The organism is Mucilaginibacter flavus (genome assembly GCF_030409315.1).
Lineage (GTDB): Bacteria > Bacteroidota > Bacteroidia > Sphingobacteriales > Sphingobacteriaceae > Mucilaginibacter > Mucilaginibacter flavus.
This window is the reverse complement of sequence record NZ_JAUFPS010000043.1, coordinates 63,496-84,665: the sequence shown is the minus strand read 5'-3', so window position 1 is coordinate 84,665 and position 21,170 is coordinate 63,496. Positions and strand designations below refer to the sequence as shown.

Annotated in this window: 21 protein-coding genes; 7 read left to right on the top strand and 14 right to left on the bottom strand. The window is 40.7% G+C overall.

Going from position 1 to position 21,170, the window contains the following annotated elements:
* Positions 1–465: 465 nt before the first annotated feature.
* Both QWZ17_RS22805 and QWZ17_RS22800 read left to right on the top strand, forming a co-directional pair.
* Positions 466–1,074, top strand: a complete 609-nt coding sequence (locus QWZ17_RS22805) for a TNT domain-containing protein (RefSeq protein ID WP_290307633.1) — start codon at positions 466–468, stop codon at positions 1,072–1,074.
* A gap of 13 nt (positions 1,075–1,087) precedes the next feature.
* Entirely contained in the window at positions 1,088–1,444 is a 357-nt protein-coding gene (locus QWZ17_RS22800) for a hypothetical protein (protein WP_290307632.1), read from the top strand.
* Between the two features lie 377 nt (positions 1,445–1,821).
* Here QWZ17_RS22800 and QWZ17_RS22795 read toward each other — a convergent pair whose 3' ends face one another.
* Entirely contained in the window at positions 1,822–5,070 is a 3,249-nt protein-coding gene (locus QWZ17_RS22795) for a TonB-dependent receptor (RefSeq protein ID WP_290307631.1), read from the bottom strand.
* Between the two features lie 646 nt (positions 5,071–5,716).
* Entirely contained in the window at positions 5,717–5,863 is a 147-nt protein-coding gene (locus QWZ17_RS22790; RefSeq protein ID WP_290307630.1) for a hypothetical protein, read from the bottom strand.
* 311 nt (positions 5,864–6,174) lie between these two features.
* On the opposite strand from QWZ17_RS22790, the gene QWZ17_RS22785 reads away from it, so the two are divergent.
* A complete protein-coding gene (locus tag QWZ17_RS22785) occupies positions 6,175–6,519 on the top strand; it encodes an ArsR/SmtB family transcription factor (protein WP_290307629.1) in 345 nt (114 codons plus the stop codon).
* On the opposite strand, the gene QWZ17_RS22780 is transcribed toward QWZ17_RS22785, so the two are convergent.
* The 7 genes from QWZ17_RS22780 to rpsT form a co-directional block, all read right to left on the bottom strand.
* Positions 6,490–7,026: a DUF962 domain-containing protein gene (locus QWZ17_RS22780; protein ID WP_290307628.1), complete on the bottom strand. Its 537-nt coding sequence runs from the start codon at positions 7,024–7,026 to the stop codon at positions 6,490–6,492. The two genes, QWZ17_RS22785 and QWZ17_RS22780, sit on opposite strands and share 30 nt — an antisense overlap.
* A 66-nt stretch (positions 7,027–7,092) precedes the next feature.
* Complete coding sequence (gene rny / locus QWZ17_RS22775) at positions 7,093–8,655, bottom strand: ribonuclease Y (RefSeq protein WP_290307627.1); 1,563 nt, start codon at positions 8,653–8,655, stop codon at positions 7,093–7,095.
* A gap of 232 nt (positions 8,656–8,887) precedes the next feature.
* Positions 8,888–9,178: a cell division protein ZapA gene (locus QWZ17_RS22770; protein ID WP_290307626.1), complete on the bottom strand. Its 291-nt coding sequence runs from the start codon at positions 9,176–9,178 to the stop codon at positions 8,888–8,890.
* Between the two features lie 21 nt (positions 9,179–9,199).
* Positions 9,200–9,490 carry a hypothetical protein gene (locus QWZ17_RS22765; protein WP_259088560.1) on the bottom strand — a complete coding sequence of 97 codons (291 nt, stop codon included), beginning with the start codon at positions 9,488–9,490 and terminating at the stop codon, positions 9,200–9,202.
* Positions 9,491–9,606: 116 nt separating this feature from the next.
* Positions 9,607–12,006 carry a phenylalanine--tRNA ligase subunit beta gene (gene pheT / locus QWZ17_RS22760; RefSeq protein WP_290307625.1) on the bottom strand — a complete coding sequence of 800 codons (2,400 nt, stop codon included), beginning with the start codon at positions 12,004–12,006 and terminating at the stop codon, positions 9,607–9,609.
* Between the two features lie 199 nt (positions 12,007–12,205).
* On the bottom strand, positions 12,206–12,904 hold the full coding sequence (gene radC, locus QWZ17_RS22755; protein ID WP_290307624.1) for a RadC family protein: 699 nt from the start codon (positions 12,902–12,904) through the stop codon (positions 12,206–12,208).
* An 84-nt stretch (positions 12,905–12,988) separates the two neighbouring features.
* Positions 12,989–13,243: a 30S ribosomal protein S20 gene (gene rpsT, locus QWZ17_RS22750; RefSeq protein WP_290307623.1), complete on the bottom strand. Its 255-nt coding sequence runs from the start codon at positions 13,241–13,243 to the stop codon at positions 12,989–12,991.
* A gap of 344 nt (positions 13,244–13,587) precedes the next feature.
* Between rpsT and QWZ17_RS22745 the strand changes: the two genes are divergently transcribed.
* The 4 genes from QWZ17_RS22745 to QWZ17_RS22730 all read left to right on the top strand — a co-directional run bounded on the left by QWZ17_RS22745 (position 13,588) and on the right by QWZ17_RS22730 (position 16,858).
* A complete protein-coding gene (locus tag QWZ17_RS22745) occupies positions 13,588–14,346 on the top strand; it encodes a class I SAM-dependent methyltransferase (protein ID WP_290307622.1) in 759 nt (252 codons plus the stop codon).
* Between the two features lie 56 nt (positions 14,347–14,402).
* The gene (locus QWZ17_RS22740; RefSeq protein WP_290307621.1) at positions 14,403–15,293 is read left to right on the top strand and encodes a zinc dependent phospholipase C family protein; all 891 of its coding nucleotides are present in this window, start codon (positions 14,403–14,405) and stop codon (positions 15,291–15,293) included.
* Positions 15,294–15,361: 68 nt separating this feature from the next.
* A complete protein-coding gene (locus tag QWZ17_RS22735) occupies positions 15,362–16,054 on the top strand; it encodes a TapB family protein (protein WP_290307620.1) in 693 nt (230 codons plus the stop codon).
* A 72-nt stretch (positions 16,055–16,126) separates the two neighbouring features.
* Positions 16,127–16,858, top strand: coding sequence for a TMEM175 family protein (locus tag QWZ17_RS22730; RefSeq protein WP_290307619.1), 732 nt, complete (start codon positions 16,127–16,129; stop codon positions 16,856–16,858).
* A 29-nt stretch (positions 16,859–16,887) separates the two neighbouring features.
* Here QWZ17_RS22730 and QWZ17_RS22725 read toward each other — a convergent pair whose 3' ends face one another.
* The 5 genes from QWZ17_RS22725 to dnaN all read right to left on the bottom strand — a co-directional run bounded on the left by QWZ17_RS22725 (position 16,888) and on the right by dnaN (position 21,147).
* Positions 16,888–17,643, bottom strand: a complete 756-nt coding sequence (locus tag QWZ17_RS22725; RefSeq protein ID WP_290307618.1) for a DUF4261 domain-containing protein — start codon at positions 17,641–17,643, stop codon at positions 16,888–16,890.
* Between the two features lie 109 nt (positions 17,644–17,752).
* Positions 17,753–18,403, bottom strand: coding sequence for a DedA family protein (locus QWZ17_RS22720; RefSeq protein WP_290307617.1), 651 nt, complete (start codon positions 18,401–18,403; stop codon positions 17,753–17,755).
* 45 nt (positions 18,404–18,448) lie between these two features.
* Positions 18,449–19,198 (bottom strand): DUF4397 domain-containing protein, encoded by a 750-nt coding sequence (locus QWZ17_RS22715; RefSeq protein WP_290307616.1) that lies wholly within the window; start codon positions 19,196–19,198, stop codon positions 18,449–18,451.
* On the bottom strand, positions 19,198–19,911 hold the full coding sequence (locus QWZ17_RS22710; RefSeq protein WP_290307615.1) for a DUF4397 domain-containing protein: 714 nt from the start codon (positions 19,909–19,911) through the stop codon (positions 19,198–19,200). The genes QWZ17_RS22715 and QWZ17_RS22710 overlap by 1 nt, the downstream gene beginning before the upstream one ends.
* Before the next feature lie 111 nt (positions 19,912–20,022).
* Entirely contained in the window at positions 20,023–21,147 is a 1,125-nt protein-coding gene (dnaN, locus tag QWZ17_RS22705; protein ID WP_290307614.1) for a DNA polymerase III subunit beta, read from the bottom strand.
* Positions 21,148–21,170: the final 23 nt, after the last annotated feature.

Genomic DNA, 21,170 nt, shown 5'->3' with positions numbered 1-21,170 from the left:
TCGGCCGCGCAAATCGCAGAAGATTTCTCCTCGCCCCCGCCTTTCCCTGCGCCTGCTCGTTCGAAATGACATTTTTCTTTATCATAAAAGATGTGTACAAACAGTAGCTCACCAGCAGCAAACAATTCCCGCCATATTCCCTCTAAATAACATTAGACTTTATTAGGAAAGCGGGTTTTAAAAGATGTTGGTTCACCATAGTACCACCTATAAACCGGGGCAAGGCTTATTTACTTAGCGCCTGGTAATTAATTTCACCAATTGCAGACTCACAAATTTGGTGAACTATGCATTGGCTTTGGGCTTTGTGCATTCAGCCTTTAGCTTCATTTTAACTACTATAAAGTTTATTTTCTTATGCATTAATTATTCATATTATAAATAATATGAATAAAATAAATATCATAATTCTCTTTCATAAACGCTTTTGTCCGCTTAGTTTTATTGAACCAAAACCACATCGAAATGAAAACTCTACGGATGCTGCTTTTAGCAGTGCTGCTTATGCCTTTTATGGCAACCGCCCAGCAGCGGCAACACCACCCACACCATGCGGCCGACCTACATAACGGCATTGTACGGGGAATTACCTACCAGGATTTTGTTAGCTCGGTATCCAACTTTGCCGATTCGACCACAAAACCGCTTGCGGATAGCGCCTGGAAACTTTGGAAAACCGAAAAATGGGCCGCGCTTGAACAGTTTTTTAAGGATAATAACCTTAACGGAGGCTGGCCACCCAACCGCGGCGCGGTAAACCTAAAAATTGTGATACTTAAAGCAGGCTTGCTGGTTGACCGTTACGGCGGTTATTTTGATGCCGATAGTACGTTTCAGGATAAGGGAACCTTTTTATCATTAAAAGGCGTACCCTTTGAGCAGCGCGCTCTGCCCGATAATACGTTGAACAAACCTTACAGAGTATACAAAATTGTAAAACCGATAGCTAAAGTACGCGAAGGCATCATTATCCCCTGGTTTGGCAAAGCAGGCTTAGGTACGCAGTATGAAGTCCCTTACGATGTCAATACCCTTAAAAAAGAGGGCTACCTGAAGGAAGTAGCGAAAAAATAAATAGTATTGTAGCATGGTATCAAAATATGAAAAGATAAAATCACTACTATTTGATGGGGACGAGCAGGAAGCTGTAAACAAATCTTTCAGTTTGAATACATCAACAAATATTGACGGCCTCATCGGCTTTAAGGATTTCGCTAATCATAATTTTGAAGATCTGCGTGCTGTTATCGGCGATGATGATTTTAAAACTATCGTAAAAAATGCCGGTTTCAATACCGATGGCGGCTTTTTAAACCTATACCAGGGCAGCGACAGGTTACGGCTGTATTACTACAAAAAAGGGAACATTGTTGTAGTTTTTGCCTACGGCGAGTTTCAGCCAATGCGCTACAAGCTTTATGTTGAAGGTATTTGGGTATTATAAGCTGGCATTCAATCGGGCACTTTAAGCCTGTTCATAACCGGGGAAGGGAATCGGCTTACAATAAAGAACTTGAAAACCCTAAGCAAGGAAAAAAGGCTCTAAATATCCTAACTCCCGCGAGGTTAGCGCAGCGCAACTCGTGGGTAAAACTGGTGGAAGCCTTTGGCTTCCGTTTATCTTTTTTAATATAGAAGTGCAGCTGAAAGCTGTAACCAGTTTTACCCACGGGCTGAAAGCCCGCGGGAGATAAGTAAATAAAAAGCGATTAGAAAGAATCACCTTCTATCTAATCGCTTTTTTACTGCTCATTAAAGAGATACAAAAAAGCCCCTGCCGGATATCCGGCAGGGGCTTTTTTGTATTATGTTGTTTGATGATTAGAACGCGTAGCGTACACCGAACTGCATTTGCCAGCGTGAAGCAAACAAATCAACTGAATATGGCAATCCTGGGTCCTGGAAAGTATATTTAGGATAAGTTGTTGCTGCATTAGCAAATGATGGTGTTGTTTTTGGCGTTAAACCAATGCTTGATGTTGAGTTAAAGGTGTTAGCCGAGAAGTAGTACTGACCCCATTTTTTGTTCAACAGGTTGGTTAAGTTAACAATATCATAAGTGAAAGTGATCACTTGTTTGTGTTTACCGTTACCAAATTTAAAGTCTTGTGAAAAACGGAAGTCAAGTTGGTTATTCCATGGCGTAAACGCTGCATTACGTTGAGTAAAGTTACCACGACGTGATGACAAGTAGCTATTTTTATCGATGAAAGCATCAAACGCAGCAGCTTGCTCTGCAGCTGTTTTACCACCTACTATATCAGTAAAGAAGTTAACAGTTTCGCCTTGTTTAGGGATATACGCTAAACTAACTTGTTGACCAGTTCCGTCGATAGCGCTTGGGTAAAAACCATAAGTGTATGGATTACCAGATTGTGAGCTAAAGAAGAAGCTAAAGTTTGCAGTGTAGTTTTTAGCAGCATCCCAGTCATGACGGATGTTGATGTTTGATACAATGCGGTGACGGATATCAAAGTTTGAGTTAGCTAAACCCGGGTTGTTAGGGTTTAAAGCCTGGTTTAACTGCCAGTTTGATTCCATTGAGTTACGGATACCATTGGTAACATCTTTTGAATGACCGTAAGTATACGCTACGTTACCACTTAAACCAAATGGCCATGTTTTACCAACCTGCGCGGTTAAGCTATAACGGTAACCAAGGCTGGTGTTTGATAACTCGTAAGCATTGGTAAATGACGGGCTTACTTTTTGGTTAACAAATATTGGTTGTTGTTTTTGGGTATCGTAAGTGTAGTAAGTTACGCTATCCTTTGTATTTACCTGTTGGAATTTCAAATCGTGGATAGTTTTGGTATAAATACCTTCTACCGAGAATTTCCACTGATCGTCAGTTGTGTAATCAAAAGCTAAGCTGCTTCTCCAAACCTGTGGCATTTTAAAGTTGTTGTCAATTAAATCCACTTGCGTTGGGCCTGTAGCAGCGGTGTTTGCACCTTGTTGATTAACATAGTTTAAACCACCGTTAGGCGAAATTTGTACCGGATTAGTACCTGCTTTTTGAGCGGCTTTGCTATCATAAGCACCGTAGGTTGTACCATTGTTATAAAACGCGTAACCAAACCATGCAAAAGGAACACGACCGGTAAACAAGCCGCTACCACCACGAACGATCAGGCTTTGATCGCCGTTAACATCATAGTTAAATGATACACGTGGGTTAAACTCCACATTGCTCAGGTAGTTTTGTTTGATGTCTCTTGGCTTAGTATAGGTAAAAGTGTTACCGTAGTTAAGATCTGTAGCTGCACCGGTTGTTTTGCTGCTTAATGGTTGTTTGTTAGGTACACCAGCATAATCTAAACGTAAAGCGGCAGTCAGTTTAAAGTTATCAGTAACCTGAATTTCGTCCTGGCCATATAAGCTTAACAGGTTAACTTTAAATTGAGCAGAAGGGTTAGCTAAAATGTAATCCCTGGTATTATCAGTATAGTTGTAGTTAGCACGTACACGTGAAGGAACGTTGTTGATGAAGTTTTCAATGCTGCTGTATGCAACACGGCCGTTCCACGCGTTTACGAAGTTATAAGTAATGTTATAAAACTCGTTGTGTGTACCAAAAGTAAATGTATGTCTACCTTTTGTAAGGGTAAAGTTATCGGTAAACTCGGTAGTTTTTTGGTGCATATCAAAAATAGCAGCCTCACGGTCGGTACCCATAAATATGGTTGTACCTGGTGTACGGCCTGTTATTTCAATTTGTGGTAATGACGGATCAGAGTTAGGATCGCGGAAATCATGTACGTTTGAGTAACCGATTACCAGGCTATTGCTCGCGCTGTTTGAAAACCTTGATTTTAACTCGGCAACTGTTGAAGTTGAGTTGTTATGAGAAGTGTAATCAATACCACTAAAACGGAAGTTTTGCTGATCACGCTCTAAGTTTGTAGCTGTAGATGTGATGGTGTTGTTACGGATAGTTAACTGGTTATTATCATTGATATTCCAATCCAAACGGTTAAAGAATTTGTTTGAGTGTGAGTAGATTGAAGTATTTTGATAAGTACCTGGGCTTACGCCTGTATATTTGGTGAATGCTGTAGCTAAATTTTGCGCGTCAGTTAAGCTCAGAATCTGGCTTGAACCGCTTACATCGGCACCACGGATAACCGGGTCCTGGCGGCGTGCAATCTCCTCGTTAGTAAAGAAGAATAATTTGTTTTTGATGATAGGGAAACCTAAACGGATACCTGTTTGGTAATCATGGAAGTTATTTAATTTAGATCCATCGCCGCCAGCTGCTGCAGATGCATTGTTTGGACCTACCAAAAACGCGCCACGACCGTAACCGTAAATTGAGCCGGTGAAATCATTAGTACCGCTACGGGTTACCGCGTTGATACTACCACCCAATACGTTACCAATTTTAATATCATAAGGAGCAACCAATACCTGTACATCCTGAATCGCATCTAATGATACCGGGCTTGTACGTGTACTGCTACCAACCTGACCAGAAGCGTTGTTTTGACCACCTAATGATGGGCTAAAACCAATCGCATCGTTATTGATGGCACCGTCAAGCGTTACGTTATTGTAACGATAGTTGGTTCCCTGGAAAGAGTTGTTGTTACTTTGTGGAGTTAAACGGGTTAAATCCTGCAAGCTACGGTTAATGGTAGGCAGGTTTTTAATTTGGTTTTGGTTAATGCGTGTGCTTGCACCAGTTTTGGTACCACCTGCAGAAGCCTTAATTTTTACTTCAGATAATGAAGTAGTTTCGTCGGCAAGTGCAAAGTTGAAAGTTACACTACCTAAGCTTAGGTTAACATCATTTCGTTCTTCTTTTTTGAAGCCTACGAATGTAGCTGTGATGGTGTAAGGACCACCTGGATTAACGTTAGCAATAGTGTAACGACCATCGGCATTTGTTTGTGAACCGTAGCGGGTGCCGGTACTGGTGTTAAGCACGGTGATAGTTACACCGGGTAAGGTAACACCTTTAAGGTCGGTTACTTTACCACTAACTAATGAGGTTGTAATTTGCGCGTTGGCAACATTAGCAACTCCTATAATCAGCAGTGATAAAAGGATAAAGTAAAGCTTTTTCATTTGTGTTTATTTTGAACACAAAAATCAACGTACAGTGTTAATACAATGTTAACACTGTATTATTATATTAACATCTCTTTAATACAATATCTTTCCTACTTTAAAATGACAAATAGCGGTACAATATGAGCTGTTTTGGCTATAAACATGCTTATCAGCACTCAATTGGTTATTAATTGCTAATGACTCAAAAAAGGTATCGCCTTAACTATATACTTCATATTGGCGTGAGCGTTCCCTAATATTACGTTTACATTAACATGTAAGCCCGCCAAAATTATTTTTCAGGCATTTAATTTTACGCCCGCTTTGTGTTAAATAAACACAGGCACCCAAATTATTCATGCTACCCGTGGTGATAAAGGTCAATTTATAAAGAATATATACTTCATTTTAAATATTTGCCGGATGCACCGGGCTCATAATGCAATAACCAACGGGTATATTTAAAACAGTTCTACATCATAGTTAATGCTTTATTAATCATAGCTTAATATGATATCAATATTCAACATATAAATTTGTCTGTTTAAACCATCGTTTTCTCCCGCATGATAAAGGCCAAAACAGGCATTAGGGTTTTATCTATACTTATAGCAGCGCTATACTTCACTTTCTCGTGCCTGTATGTTACCCGTTGCCCCAATTATGGGCAATTGGGCACAAAAACGTATTGTTCATTTACAAGCGGTATTGCAAAACTCAGCAGTTGTACCGTATCCAAACATAAAAACACCAAATCGTTACCCATCGCGTTTTTAACAAGACCACGGGTAATTTTCAGCAAAAACATTGTTGTATTATTAAAAGCGCACTTCACTCGTTTATCTCAAGGACCGTTAAAGTCGTTTATTTACAAAGTCGACTTAAAAAGCACATGCTTTAGCAGTAAAGCTCTTCAATCTGATAAAATCTTTTCGGTTTTACGCTCCTGGCGAATCTGATCATTCTGTTTATCCCCAAACTACCTTGCAAAAGTCAGTAAGCTGATTTTTTTGCTGTTTTGTTATTTCAATAAATCGATGTAACCGATTTATTGAAATACTCCCGTATCGAAAACAGATGTTTTAAAAATATTCAATTCATTATATTAATTGAACTATTATGCCTTTTAGCGATTCTAAATTTTCAAACGCCGATAACGAGTTGGCCAACTTTGCCAAAGCACTTGCGTTGCCTGTACGCATAGCCATAATCCGTACCATTATGCTTAATGGCAACACCATAACTAAAGAAAATTTCTATGAGATTCCATTTCACCACGAAACGATAAACAAGCATATTGCCGAATTAAAAACCCTGGGAATAATAAAAGCAAGCGGCTATAAGGGAAACATTAAGTACTCCATAGATGAGCACCTTTTTGATAGCATGGCCGTGAAAATAGCGCAACTTTTTAGCTTTGTGAGCAACAAGCAGTTACCGGTTAACACCTACCGCTTTCAGTAATTTATAAATGATGGCAACCGGCGCTAAAGGAAGCGAGCCAATGTTAAGCCCATATTGAGGGTACGTTTTTTCGCGGCCGTTGCCTATCAAAATCCAGCAAAGGCTTGGGATAAAAATAATAACACAAATAAGCCACATAGCCGGGCCTCCTAAGGCCTGCCAGCTTAACAGCTCTAAAATAAGGTAGCTAAAGCCCAATAGTATAAAAAGAATGGTATAAGAAATAAGAGGTGAAATACGCAGGTAATAATAAATGGCTATCGCGATAGCAAAAGAAGCCCAGTTAAAATAACCGTTGTACGCCCCTAAAAATTTAAGCTGAGGAAATGGGATGGCCCAAAGTAAGCCGAAAAGACTAAACATTAAAAGTGGCACGCATACGTAGTAAATTTTTTTGTTGAGCGGGTCCTGGTGACTAAGGGCATATTCGTTCAACAAGCGTTCGGCGCGGGTTTCTTCGGTTTTAGTTACCGGGGTAATTTTATTGTTTGATGTTTTCGCAGCCACGGTACAAATATAAAAACCCTTTCAGCTTTAGGCCAAAAGGGTTTATTTTTATTTTTTGATGTTCAGTTATTTCGCAAACGCTACCGAACGGGTTTCCCTGATTACGGTAACTTTAATCTGACCTGGATAAGTCATTTCTGTTTGGATACGGTTTGAGATATCGGCCGCCAATACTTCTGATTGGGCATCGCTTATCTTCTCGCTTTCAACCACAACACGCAATTCACGACCGGCCTGTATAGCGAAGGTTTTTTCGACACCAGGGTATGACATGGCCAGTTCTTCCAGCTCTTTTAAACGTTTGATGTAGCTTTCAACAACCTCGCGGCGTGCACCCGGACGAGCACCAGAGATAGCATCACAAGCCTGGATAATTGGCGACAACATCGAGGTCATTTCAATTTCATCGTGGTGTGCGCCTATGGCGTTACAAACCTCAGGATGCTCTTTATATTTTTCGGCTAATTGCATACCTAAAATCGCGTGTGGCAATTCCGGGTTATCATCAGGTACTTTACCAATATCATGCAGTAAGCCGGCACGCTTTGCCATTTTCACATTCAGGCCAAGTTCGGCTGCCATGGTGGCGCAAAAGTTAGCAACCTCGCGCGAGTGCTGTAATAGGTTTTGTCCGTAAGATGAGCGGTAACGCATACGGCCAACCATACGGATCAGCTCAGGATGCAAGCCATGAATGCCCAGGTCAATCACAGTACGCTCGCCTATCTCAACAATTTCTTCTTCAATTTGCTTTTTGGTTTTGGCAACCACCTCCTCAATACGTGCCGGGTGAATACGCCCATCTGTTACCAAACGGTGCATAGCCAACCTGGCGATCTCGCGCCTTACCGGGTCAAAGCCTGATAAGATGATGGCTTCCGGGGTATCATCCACAATAATTTCGATACCTGTAGCAGCTTCCAAAGCACGGATGTTACGACCTTCGCGACCGATGATACGACCTTTGATCTCGTCATTTTCGATATTAAAGATCGATACCGTGTTTTCGATAGCGCTCTCTGTAGCGGTACGCTGAATAGTTTGGATAACTATCTTTTTAGCTTCTTTAGTAGCGGTAAGTTTAGCCTCGTCAACAATATCCTTAATCTGAATCATGGCTTTGCTACGGGCTTCCTCGCGTAGATTATCTACTAATTGATTCTTAGCATCCTCGGCAGATAAACCGGCAATAGTTTCCAATTGCTGTACGTGCGAGTTTTTAAGGTGCTCAACCTCTTCCTGCTTTTTAACAACAATCTCGGTTTGTTTCTCCAGGTTTTTACGGGTACCGTCCAATTCATTTTCCTTGCGGTTCATGTTTTCCAGGCGTTGGTTTAAGGATTGCTCCTTTTGTTTTACACCGTTTTCGCGCTGGTTGATGGCGTTATTTTTATTGTTTACTTCCTGCTCATGTTCCGCTTTCATTTGTAAAAACTTCTCTTTGGCTTCAAGTAACTTATTTTTCTTCAGGATTTCGGCATTGTTTTCAGCGTCTTTTAAAATCTTCTTCACTTTATTTTGTGCCGATAGTTCCTGGTCTTTGAACAACTTCAGTAGCAGGAAGCGTCCGATGACTATCCCAACGCCAGTGCCGAGGAGTAGTCCGATAATAACATATAGTATGTTCATTTTAGGTTATTGGTGGTATGTATGTATATAAAAAAACCGCAACTAATTTTTAAGTATCATGTATTTAAAACCTCATTTCGGATATTGGAATCATGGGTTACGTTAGTACTTATAGTAACGCATGCCTCTTTGATCCGCTCATATTGAAGCGTTAAGTTTTTAATAGTGAAACCTAAAATTTAACTGCGGTTAAATCTTAAATGTGCTCTTGTATATATGTAAAGAACGTTTATTACTTCGAAAAAAACTCGTCAAGCATGTGATCCAATTGGTAAACTTTTTCGGCTACATCAGTATCCTCTACGTTTACCTTCTTCTCGGCCTTTAATGACGATGTTGCATAATGCAGCACGCACATTGAAAGCAAATCCTGCTTATCCCTCACCGCATAATTTTCCTGATATTCTTTTATCCGGTCGTTAATTAGTTTAGCCGCCCTGCGTATTATTTCTTCTTCTTCCATGTTTACCTTTAAGGGGTAAACTCTGTCAGCAATATTTATTTTTATTGAGATTTCTCCCATTTGAGCTGTTCACTTTTTGTGCTATTTTTTTAATAACACAATACACTTATCTATTTCTTGCACAAAGTCGTTAATTTTTTGCTTAATGTCAACACTTTTTTCATTTGTTTCTGAAAATGATTTAGCAAGTTTCAATACACGAAGCTTTTCTTCCAGGTCTTTCGTCTTATTTTTACTTGCATCAAGTGCCACGGTAAGCGCCTCACTCTCCAGCTTCAACAAGTCATTCTCCTCCTGTAAAGCAGCGCAGAGCTCAATCAACCTCTCGGTTTTATCAACTATCTTGTTTAACTGTTCTGCTACCGAGGCCATGTATTTGCTAAAACTCTAAATCTTAATTTCTAAACTCTAAATCAAAAAATATATCCAAAAAGGAAATCAAAAATTTCAAAATCAAGGTCTTGACTCTTGATTCTAATCTCTTGACTCTACTTCCTAATCTCCGCTCCTGCTTCTTTTCCTAAATTATAAATTAACTTTTGCATTATACCGTCGATGGCTTTATCGGTAAGGGTTTTCTCGATATCCTGGATAATAAAGCTCAGCGCGTATGATTTTTTACCAGCCGGCAATTTATCGCCCTGGTACACATCAAATACACTTACTTCTTTCAATAGCTTACGCTCGGTACGTTGGGCAATTTGCTTTAACTGTGCAAACGAAACCGACTTATCTATCAGCATAGAAAGATCGCGCCTTACAGCCGGGAACTTAGAAACCTCCTGGTAAACAATTTTGTTTTTACGTACCGCGTTAAGTACCATATCAAAGTTAAAATCGGCATAAAATACTTCCTTATCAACATCAACCTTTTTTAACGATGTAGTATTCACCTGGCCAAATTTAACCAGTTGCTTACCGTTAAGCATGTATTGCAAACCGAAAGCCAGTTTGCTGCAGGTAGCATCTTCGGTCACCAGGTCGGTAATGTTCAATCGCTTTAAAATACCATCAACAATAGCTTTCAGATTATAAAACGAAACTGGCTTTTGTTTTTGGTTCCATTGCTCGGCAGTATCGGCGCCGGTAATAAATACCGAGAAGCGTTGCACCTCATTGTATTTATCATCCTTTACACTGTATACTTTACCAAATTCGTAAAACTTCAAATCGGCAGCACGGCGGTTTTGGTTATAGGCGATAGCTTCCAGGCCAGAATATAACAACGACTGGCGCATTACATCTAAATCGCTACTTAGCGGGTTCAGAATTTTTACCGCTACATCCAGGTTGTCTGAATAAGCCGACTTGGTTAACGAGTTGGAAAGAATCTCGTTAAAGCCATTAGCAGTCAACAAATCCGAGATCTGGTTTTGTACGGTATCCTTTTCGGCACGTTGTGAGTTATTTAACGACGCGCGAATTTGCGTAGGGATATGAATGTTGTTATACCCGTAAATACGCAAAATCTCTTCCACAATATCAACCTCACGCGTAACATCAACACGGTATGGAGGTACTTGTAAGGATAGTGAATCCGCAGTTTCGTTCACTATTTTGATATCAAGTGCCTCAATAATCGCTTTGATCTCGCCATGGGTTATCTGCTGACCTATCAGCCTGTCGATGTTTTTATAAGTAACATCAAAAGCAAATGGCGCAACCGGAGCCGGGTAATGGTCAACAATTTCTGAAGATACCTTACCACCCGCTACCTGCTGAATTAACAAGGCAGCGCGTTTAAGGGCAAACACGGTCATATCCGGATCGGTACCACGCTCAAACCTGAACGACGCGTCGGTTTTCAAGCCATGCCTCTTGGCAGTTTTACGTACCGATACCGAGTTAAAGTAAGCACTCTCCAGGAAAATACTGGTAGTAGATTCCTTAACACCAGATTTCGCGCCACCAAATACACCGGCAATACACATCGGCTCTTCGGCGTTGCCAATCATTAAGTCGGCATCTGATAATTTACGGTCGGCATCATCTAAAGTTTTGAAGATGGTTCCTTCGGCATAATTTTTAACCAATACTTTGTTGCCGGTTATTTCATCGGCATCAAAAGCGTGTAATGGTTGCCCAAGCTCATGCAGTACATAGTTGGTAACATCCACAATGTTGTTGATAGAACGGATGCCGATAACAGCCAAACGCTCCTTTAACCATTTTGGTGATTCCTTAACCTCAACACCGCTGATGGTTAGCCCAGAATAACGCGGACTTGCCGCTTCATTCTCTACAACAACTTCAATAGTCCTATCCGTGTTATCAACCCTAAAAGCGCTAACATCAGGCTTGGTGATGCCAATTTTCAAAAACGCAGCTACATCCCTCGCAGTACCTAAATGCGATGTAGCGTCGGCACGGTTCGGGGTAAGGCCAATTTCGTACATGTAATCGTCGTTCAGGCTAAAATAGTCCTTAGTCAATGAGCCAACTACCGCATCTTCGGCAAGCACCATAATGCCGGCATGGTCGGTTCCTAAACCTATCTCATCTTCGGCACAAATCATCCCTTCAGATGCTTCACCACGGATTTTTGATTTTTTTATGGTAAAAGGCTCACCAACGGTTGGGTAAATGGTGGTCCCAACGGTAGCTACAACCACTTTTTGTCCGGCGGCCACGTTGTGCGCGCCGCAAACAATCTGCAGGTCTTCGGCACCGCCAACATCAACTTTAGTTACATGCAGGTGATCGGAATTGGCGTGATCAACACATTCCTTTACATAGCCAATTACTAGGCCTTCTAATCCGCCGGGGATAGGTTGTACTTTTTCAAGACTTTCGACCTCCAAACCTGTACCGGTAAGGATAATGGAAATTTCCTGAGGGGTTTTATCAGTATCAATAAATTCTTTAAGCCAGTTATACGATATCTTCATTATTCAAGAATGATAATCGGCAAAGATATAAAGATTTCGGATGTCGGATTTGGGAATTGGGATTTATTTAATTTGAAGATTTGGGAATTTGAAGATTTGAAAATGTTCTAACTCAATATAGGCGAATTTGATGAGAGGCTAAAAAACTAACCGCCACACCAAATCCGAAATCGAAATTCCGAAATCCGAAATCAAAAAATTACATCAAATCCGCATCACCCAAACTTGTATAGCCATTATCGGTAATAATCAAATGATCAAAAATCTTAATATCCAGCATTCGCCCGGCGTTGATGAGGTTGCGGGTTAGGGAAATATCTTCGTGACTGGCTTTCAGATTGCCAGATGGATGGTTATGCACCAGTATAATGCCGCTGGCCTGGTACTGTATGGCCGAGAGGAAAATAATCTTAGGGTCGCAAACGGTAGCCGTTAGTCCGCCTTTGCTGATGAGCTCTTTACCCAACACTTTTTGCGAGCGACCTAACAGAATGATCCAAAACTCTTCGTGGTTTAAATCCATCAGGTGGCGGCGCATAATGTTGTAGCCGTCTTTACTGCTGTTGATAAAATCGGGGGCCTGGCTTTCAGAATCATTTCGGCGGCGGCCAACCTCCAGGGCAGCTATGATAGAGATCGCTTTAGCCTCTCCTATCCCTTTAAACTTACACAATTCGGCTATAGAAGCTTTACCAAGCTTGTTTAAATCATTTTCGTAATGGTGCAGGATGCGCTTGCTGAGTTCAACAGCTGTTTCGGTGCGACTGCCCGAACCGATGAGGATGGCGATCAACTCGGCATCGGTTAAAGCCCGGCGACCTTGCCCGCTTAGTTTTTCGCGCGGACGATCTTCTTCGGCCCATGCTTTTATGCTGATCTTGTTTTCATAGTTTTCCACGGCCTTAAAATATGAAAATCCATGAAACAAAAAAAGGGATCATGCCACGGCACAATCCCTTTTTATTATTTTGAAAGCTAAAGATTAGCTTAAGCCATTAACAAATTTGGTAAGCTTCGATTTATTGTTTGAAGCTTTGTTTTTGTGAATAACATTCTTTTTAGCTAAACGATCAAGCATAGAAACCACTTTGCTTAATAATGCAGCAGCATCAGCTTTAGTAGTAGTGTTTCTTAATTTTTTAATAGCGTTCCTGGTTGTTTTAGCCTGGTACCTGTTGCGCAGACGCTTCGCAGCGTTTGATCTGATTCTTTTTAAAGATGATTTATGATTTGCCATCGTATAGCTTTGTTATTCTTTTTCTACTTATTTTAAGGACTGCAAATATAGGGTGATAAATTTAATTATGCAAGTGTTTTTTATTTTTAAGTTGATTGAGTTTATTAAGTTGGATTAGGTTGATTAAGTTGGGGTTATGGATGATGGCTGGTGGGTTTATTGAGTTGGATTAAGTTGAGTAGGTTTAAAACAATTCATATAAATTACCCCTTAATAAAGAAATGAAAGGTTCAATGCTAACAGTCAATCTAATCAGCCCAATCAACTTAACCAACTCAATCTAAGCAAATCCAACTTAATAAACCCAATCCAACTTAATCAACTTACTCCAACTCAATCAACCCATGGAAAACAACAGCACCACCCGCTTCAGTAACCGGGTAAACGACTATGTAAAATACCGGCCCACCTACCCTCCCGAGATCATTAGGTTTTTGCAAAACATTTATGAGCTATCAACCGATAAACTGATTGCTGATATCGGTGCAGGTACGGGCATTTCTACAGCACTGTTTTTAAATGCCGGTTACCGGGTAATAGCCATTGAACCCAACCTGGAGATGCGCGAAAAATCAATTGAGTTATTAGGCTCAACATCTGGTTTTAAAGCGCAAAACGGCACAGCCGAGAACACTGGTCTCGAAACAGGCAGCATCGACGCCATTATTGCCGGCCAGGCTTTTCATTGGTTTGACGCGGTAAAAACCAGGGAAGAGTTTAAACGCGTACTTACACCCGGCGGGATTGTAGCGTTGATCTGGAATGAGCGATTAACCACATCAGCATTTGAAAAAGAATACGACGAGTTGATTATTAAACATGGGGATGACTATGTTAAGGTAGATCATCGCAATATTGATCCAGCGGCAATCGGAGCGTTCTTTAGTCCCGAAACATTCCATCTCCAGGAGTTTGTCAATAAGCAGATTTTTGATTTTGATGGCTTGGCGGGAAGGTTGCTTTCGTCATCGTATATGCCAACGAAAGAGGATGCGGGATACGAGCCAATGATAGCTGATTTAAAAATTCTTTTTGATAAATATCAGGAGGATGGGGTTATCATTATTAATTATGATACGAAGGTTTATGTTGGGAAATTGTAGAAAATTAATATCACCGACGCATTCTAAACCCAAAACTAAAACCCATATTTACGCTCATGAAGCGGCGTATCGTTTTAAGTTCAGCTATTTCCATATTACTCCTTTGCTCTTCCTGGGGTTTTTACGCCCATTACCGCATCAATCGCATGGCGGTTTATACCTTACCTAAGGCAATGGCGGGCTTTTACAAATCCAACATCGATTATATTGTTGAACACGCTGTAAGTGCCGATAAACGGCGTTATGTGGACTCTACCGAGGCACCACATCATTTTTTCAATGCCGACCATTATGGTAAAAAGCCATGGGCGGCCATGCCTCAAAAATGGAAGGACGCCGCAGCCAAATATACCGCCGATACGCTGAATAAATATGGTACAGTTCCGTGGACCATCCAATACCAATATTATAAACTGGTGAGGGCATTTAAAGCGCACGATACTATTGCCATCCTAAACACATCTGCCAACCTGGGGCATTACCTTGCCGATGCACATGTGCCCTTACACCTCACCCAAAACTATAACGGGCAATTGAGCAATCAAACCGGCATCCACGCGCTTTGGGAAAGCCGCATTCCGGAACTTTTTGGCGATAAATACAATTACAAGATTGGCAAAGCCCGTTACATTGAAAATCCCTTGGCAGAAGCTTTTAAGATTTGCAGGGCTTCCTTTAAAAGTGTAGACACTGTTTTACGTTTTGAACGACTGCTAACCAAAAGCTTCCCGGCCGATAAAAAGTACGCTATGGTGCTGCATGGCAAAAAAGAAATCAAAGATTACTCGGAAGCCTATTGCCTGGCTTATCAAAAAATGATGAAAGGTATGGTTGAGCGCCAAATGAGATCATCTATCCTTTCGGTTGGTAGTTTCTGGTATTCAGCCTGGGTGGATGCCGGTCAGCCGGATTTACCCCTGGGCCCGGTTTCGCCGCAAAACAAATAGCCTGATTTTGACCCCGGCTATACTTTGGTTTAAATTTTGTAGTTTAGATACTTATAAATCCTCCCTGCATGAAAAAGATCAGCTTCATTATACTTCTGCTTGCCGCTTGTTCGCAATTCGCATCGGCACAAAATTGCAGCCAGTTTATCAATAGTATCAATGGCAAAAAATTCACTTACGCCAACCAAAATATACAGGGAAATACCATAGGCACCATGGTGTGTAATACCATTAAAAAGGACGCATCGACCATAGCGGCCCACATTGAACTGTTCGACAAGACCAACAAATCAATGGGTAGCGGCGATTCTGAAATTTTATGTACAGGCACATCTATCAAAGTGGATATGAAAACATTTATCCCGGCATCATCATTAAAACAATTGGGCAGCATGCAAATGACCGGCGATACCAAATACCTCACCTACCCCCTGAGTCTTAAACCCGGTCAGAAATTAGAAGACGGAGCCCTTGCCATCAACGTAGCAAACAATGGACAGCAAATGGGCCAGGTACTGCTTAACATCAATAACCGCAAAGTAGAGAAAGCCGAAAAGATTACCACCAAGGCCGGCAGCTTTGATTGTTATAAAATAACCAATGATGTTGCCCTCAATATTAAAATGATGGGTATGTCGTTACCGTTTCAAATAAAAATCATAGAATGGTTTACACCCAAACTGGGCCGATTTGCCAAATCAGAAACTTATGGTAAAGATGGAAAATTGGTTGCCACTACCATGCTGGAGTCAATCAATTAAGCCTGTGTAGCAAACTGTATTTGGTTATCCGAAAAATTTAAAGCATCTTGTTATAAAATTAACTTGCTTTAAATGAGATCAAAAGCAGCAAAACTCCACAACAAAGCAAACTCCATTGAATGGCGAAGCCACGAGCCATCGCGTATTGAAACTTTTAGCGACGCCGTGTTTGCTTTTGCCTTAACGCTCATTATTGTTTCAATTGAAGTTCCAAAATCTTTTGATGAGTTAATGGAAACCATGAAGGGCACCATCAGCTTTGGGGTTTGCTTTGCCCTGTTGTTCCAGATTTGGAATAATCAAAACATTTATTTCAGGAGGTACGCGCTTAATGACAGGTATACCATTTTAATAAATGCCATCTTGTTGTTTGTGGTATTGGTTTACACCTATCCGTTAAAATTTCTGTCGATGCTGCTGTTCTCGTTTTCAAACGGCACGTATGTACATGATGGTCATGAGTTACCCATGATTCGTGAAGGCCAAACACAATCTTTAATGCTGATATACGGCGCGGGTTTCCTGGTGATCTACCTGCTTTTTTACCTGATGTACCGCCACGCTAAAAAACACGCAACCGACATAGGACTTAACGACCGCGAAATATTTGATACCCAAACCGTTTGTGGCATCAACTTTATCTGCATGTGTATTTGCGCGGTGGTAATGCTTATTGGCATTCTTTTCCCATCCGTAGCCGGCCCTTCGGGCTTTTTATATTGCACCATACCAATTGCCTATACCATTTGGTTTTCACGAAGAGGAAAAAAGAGCAGGTCATTGTTTGGCGAAACGGTTAATTAAGCAATATAAGGTTTGCTTTTAAAAAGTGATTATAATTTGAGTTTTATGGATTGCCCTTCAACAAACCTCCCTTTAGATACTATAACCGATATCTTTTGATCGGCAGTTAGTCCGATTGTTTCGCCATTCTTTAGCGTAATATCACTACCAATGATATAAGACACAACGCTGAACAAAAAATCGAACAATTCTTCCAGGGTTAAATTGGAGTCGATAATTTCAATCTCCTTTTTTTGAAAAGCCTTTAAGCCATATGTGTACACGCAATTCCCTGCCTGCCTTTTTTGAAGGCCAATATAAATCCACAAAGAGACAGGAATATCATCATATTCTAAAACTTCCAGATTGGCAAGATATTGAGATTTAGGTATCAGTAATGACTGATTTCCATCATATAAACCAACGGCATCGGATGCAATTAAAACTGAACCGATAACCTTACTTAGAATTTTAAACCTTTCTAAGACGCTCTTTTTGCCCGCCATTACGGAAACGATAGCATGCCCGGTGTGATACTTAAGATCATCCACAGCCGTTGGCCAATTATAGGCATATTGGGCTATACCTTCAATGTCCCCAAGTGGAATAGGCACCGGCATATACGCCAATGCCACAGTTTCGCCATTTATGTCAAGAGTTATAATATGCTCATCCCCCTCAACATTAACAACTTCAAGCCCCCATTTCGATTTAAGGTTGTCAATAACTTCCCTTACATTAAAGCTACCGCCATTATTAAACATCGGCATCGCCAGCAAGATATTATTTTCTGCAACTTCAGACATAGATTTCTTCTTGATGGGTTAAATATCTTTTTTAGATAAAACTACGTTACGATACCTAATAAACCGCATCTGTAAAGGCTTAAACATTAAACCAATATAGCAATAGCTATCAAATAGTATTTTTTGCGGTTTTAGCTTTTATAGCTGCGTAAACGGGGGGTATAACAGATACGAGTATAATTACCATAACAACAATTGTAAAGTTCTCCTTTACAACAGGGATGTTGCCAAAAAAGAAACCTATCAATAAAAAGCTGAGTACCCATGAGGCTCCGCCAATAATATTATATAAACTATACCGCAAAAATGGCATATGGCCAACTCCTGCAACAAAGGGAGCAATGGTTCTGATAATTGGCAAAAAGCGACTAAAAATTACAGCCTTACCACCATGTTTATCAAAAAACGCTTTGGTTTTGAGGTAATACTCCAGCTTTAATATCTTATTTTCTTCTTTAAATACTTTTGGGCCTAAATAATTGCCCAGCAAGTAATTCACTGTATTGCCGCCAAAGGCAGCAATTACCAGAATAATAGCCAGCAGGTAAATATCCAGGCCCGATTGTCCACCGGCAATCAAAGCACCAGCAGCAAACAGTAGTGAATCGCCGGGTAAAAATGGGGTTACTACAAAGCCGGTTTCGGCAAAAATAATGGCGAATAATATCAGGTAAGTCCAGCCCTGGTAAGCGCTGGTGATTTGTACCAGGTGTTTATCAATATGCAGGATAAAATCGATAATGCTTTTTATTACTTCCACTTTTTTATTTTTTGCCCAAAAATAGAAATATAAAAAGAAATCCCCCTACTGCGTTGCCTTAATCAACAAATTATTGGTTAAAACTGCCGCTCCAAAAGCCACCGAATCCGTACGGCCAACAATGCCCTGGGTATAAATGGTATAGGCGCGTCCGTCCTGTATGGTTACACTTTTAAGTGTAATTTCTACCTTGGTAGGTGTATTGTGCGCGTTTATAGTAAAGTTGTAATTACCGGTAGGCAAACTAAGATAAGGCGAAATGGTATTGAATTTACGTCCCAATTTTTTAGGTTCAAAAACCATTAGGGTATCATTGGCCTTGATATCCAAATCGGGCGATGATGGAGAAAAATTTGCAAACCGCACCTTGGCACGCCCTATTGCCGGTAGCGTTGCAGTATCTAAAGATAGTACTGAGTTTTTAATGGTAGTATCTTTAGCATATCCGGTTATAAACAATGTATATTTTGAGTTGGACCTTAAAACGGTATCTATTTGATAAGGAATATTTGCGGCCGCGGCATTTGCCGTACGAAACTGAATTGGCGGCGTAAGCGAATTAAGAAAAAAGTAACCCGAGTTATTGGTGTAAGTATAAGTAGTAAGACTTTGTTTTACCGAATTAATATACAAGTTAACAGGCCCAAGATCCGAACTTAAGTTAATGATTTGCAATTGTGTATTTGCACCGGTTATGTTGGTTGATTTACCGCACGACGCGATGAAACAAAGCACCAATATCCATACCGGGGCGGTAAGCAATAAAAAGCCTTTTTTATATCTGTTAGTCATCATTAGCCATTATTAAACAATCCCGCGATAATACCCTGGTTACCTGCCGGTACGGCGGTGCCATAGCCATAAAACGTATATATTTTCCCGGCGGAGATAGTGACGGTATCAATTTTAGGTTGACTGGGGTACGCCGAACGATAAATACCTATATAATGTATCCCCTTGGTGATCCTGGTAAAATCGGTAATGGTTTTGTAGGGTACATTATCATATTGGGTACTATCGGCAATGGCAGTCGTTTTGCCTACCAATACAAATTTTAAGTTACCCGCGCTTGCTGAAGCATTTACAAACCTGATCTGCGCGTACTTTGTTAAATTTACGCCTGTATCGGGATACCAGGCATCGCGACTGTTAAATACATCATTATCGGTTTGCCCGGCTACATAAAACGTATAACCACCGGCACTATCGGCCTTAAAGGGCTTATTATAAAAAGGCGAAAGCGCATTGGTTCCGTCAACCTTAAAAGCGTAATTTTTGGTACCTGCCGCAACGGTTAAGTAACCAAGCGTACCACCCGGGTAATAGGTTGTAGTACTGTTAACACGGTTACCGTTAATATAAAAGTTAATGTTGTTATTTGATACGTTTATAATATTAACATACGCCGCACTTGACGCCTTTGCCGGCGCATCCCCATTTTTTTTGCAGGATGCCCAACAGGTTACCGCTGCTGCAACAATAAAAAAAGCCTTTATCCTGGTATCCATATTTAATTATAAGCTATAACTGCTTATGGTAATTTTTGTTATCTGCACGGAACAAAAAAGTCCGGTTTTTAAAGCCGGACTCTGTTTTGGATTTATAATTTAAGTTTACACTTAAGCATAACTATTGAGCATTACCGGCATTACCAGCATCAGCACATCTTCATTTTCATCACCACCCTGTGGCAGCAATAAGCCGGCACGGTTAGGGGTCGACATCTCCAAAGATACTTCTTCGCAACTTAAATTCTTCAACATTTCTATTAAAAAACGCGCGTTGAAGCCAATTTCCATGTCATCACCTTCATATTGGCTGGTTAAGCGCTCATGAGCCTCGTTGGCAAAGTCGATATCCTCTGACGAGATATTCAATTCGTTGCCACTTATTTTAAGCCTTACCTGGTGGGTGGTTTTGTTGGCGTAGATAGCCACACGGCTTAACGATCCTAAAAAGGTAAGCCTGTCTATCGTTAATTTATTGGGGTTATTTTGTGGAATAACCGCTTCATAATCTGGGTAACGCTCATCAATTAAACGGCACACTAAGTTGATATGACCAAATTTAAAGAACGCGCTGGTTGAGTTATACTCTACCGATACATTTACATCATCACTTGGTAATGATGACTTTAAAAGCGTTAAAGCTTTTTTAGGCAAGATGAATGAGGTAGCAGTTGCGGCTTTGGCATCTTTACGGCGGTAACGTACCAGCTTGTGGGCATCGGTAGCTACAAAGGTAAGGTGCTGCTGGCTTAACTGGCAAAATACACCTGTCATGGCCGGGCGTAACTCATCATTACTTACCGCGAAAATGGTTTTGTTTATCGCCTCGGCTAAAACCGATGCAGGCAGGTTTACCGACGACGCGTTTTCAACAACCGGGATTTTTGGAAAATCTTCGCCGTTTTCACCGCTTAGTTTGTATTTACCATCGCCCGCGTTTATTTCAATGGCGAAGGTGCTATCATCAACAGAAAAAGCCACCGGCTGCTCTGGTAACGATTTTAAGGTATCTAATAATATACGCGATGGTATAGCTATACGGCCGTTCTCTTTAGCTTCAACAGGTAAAGAGGTGGTCATGCTGGTTTGCAGGTCTGTTGCAGAAATGGTTAAGTTTCCTTCCTTTATTTCAAACAAAAAGTTTTCCAGTATAGGCAATACGGTGCTATTGCTTAAGGCGCCGCTTACTGCCTGTAGTTGTTTGAGTAAAGTTGTGGTAGAAACAATAAATCTCATATGTGTCTAATTAATCTATCAAA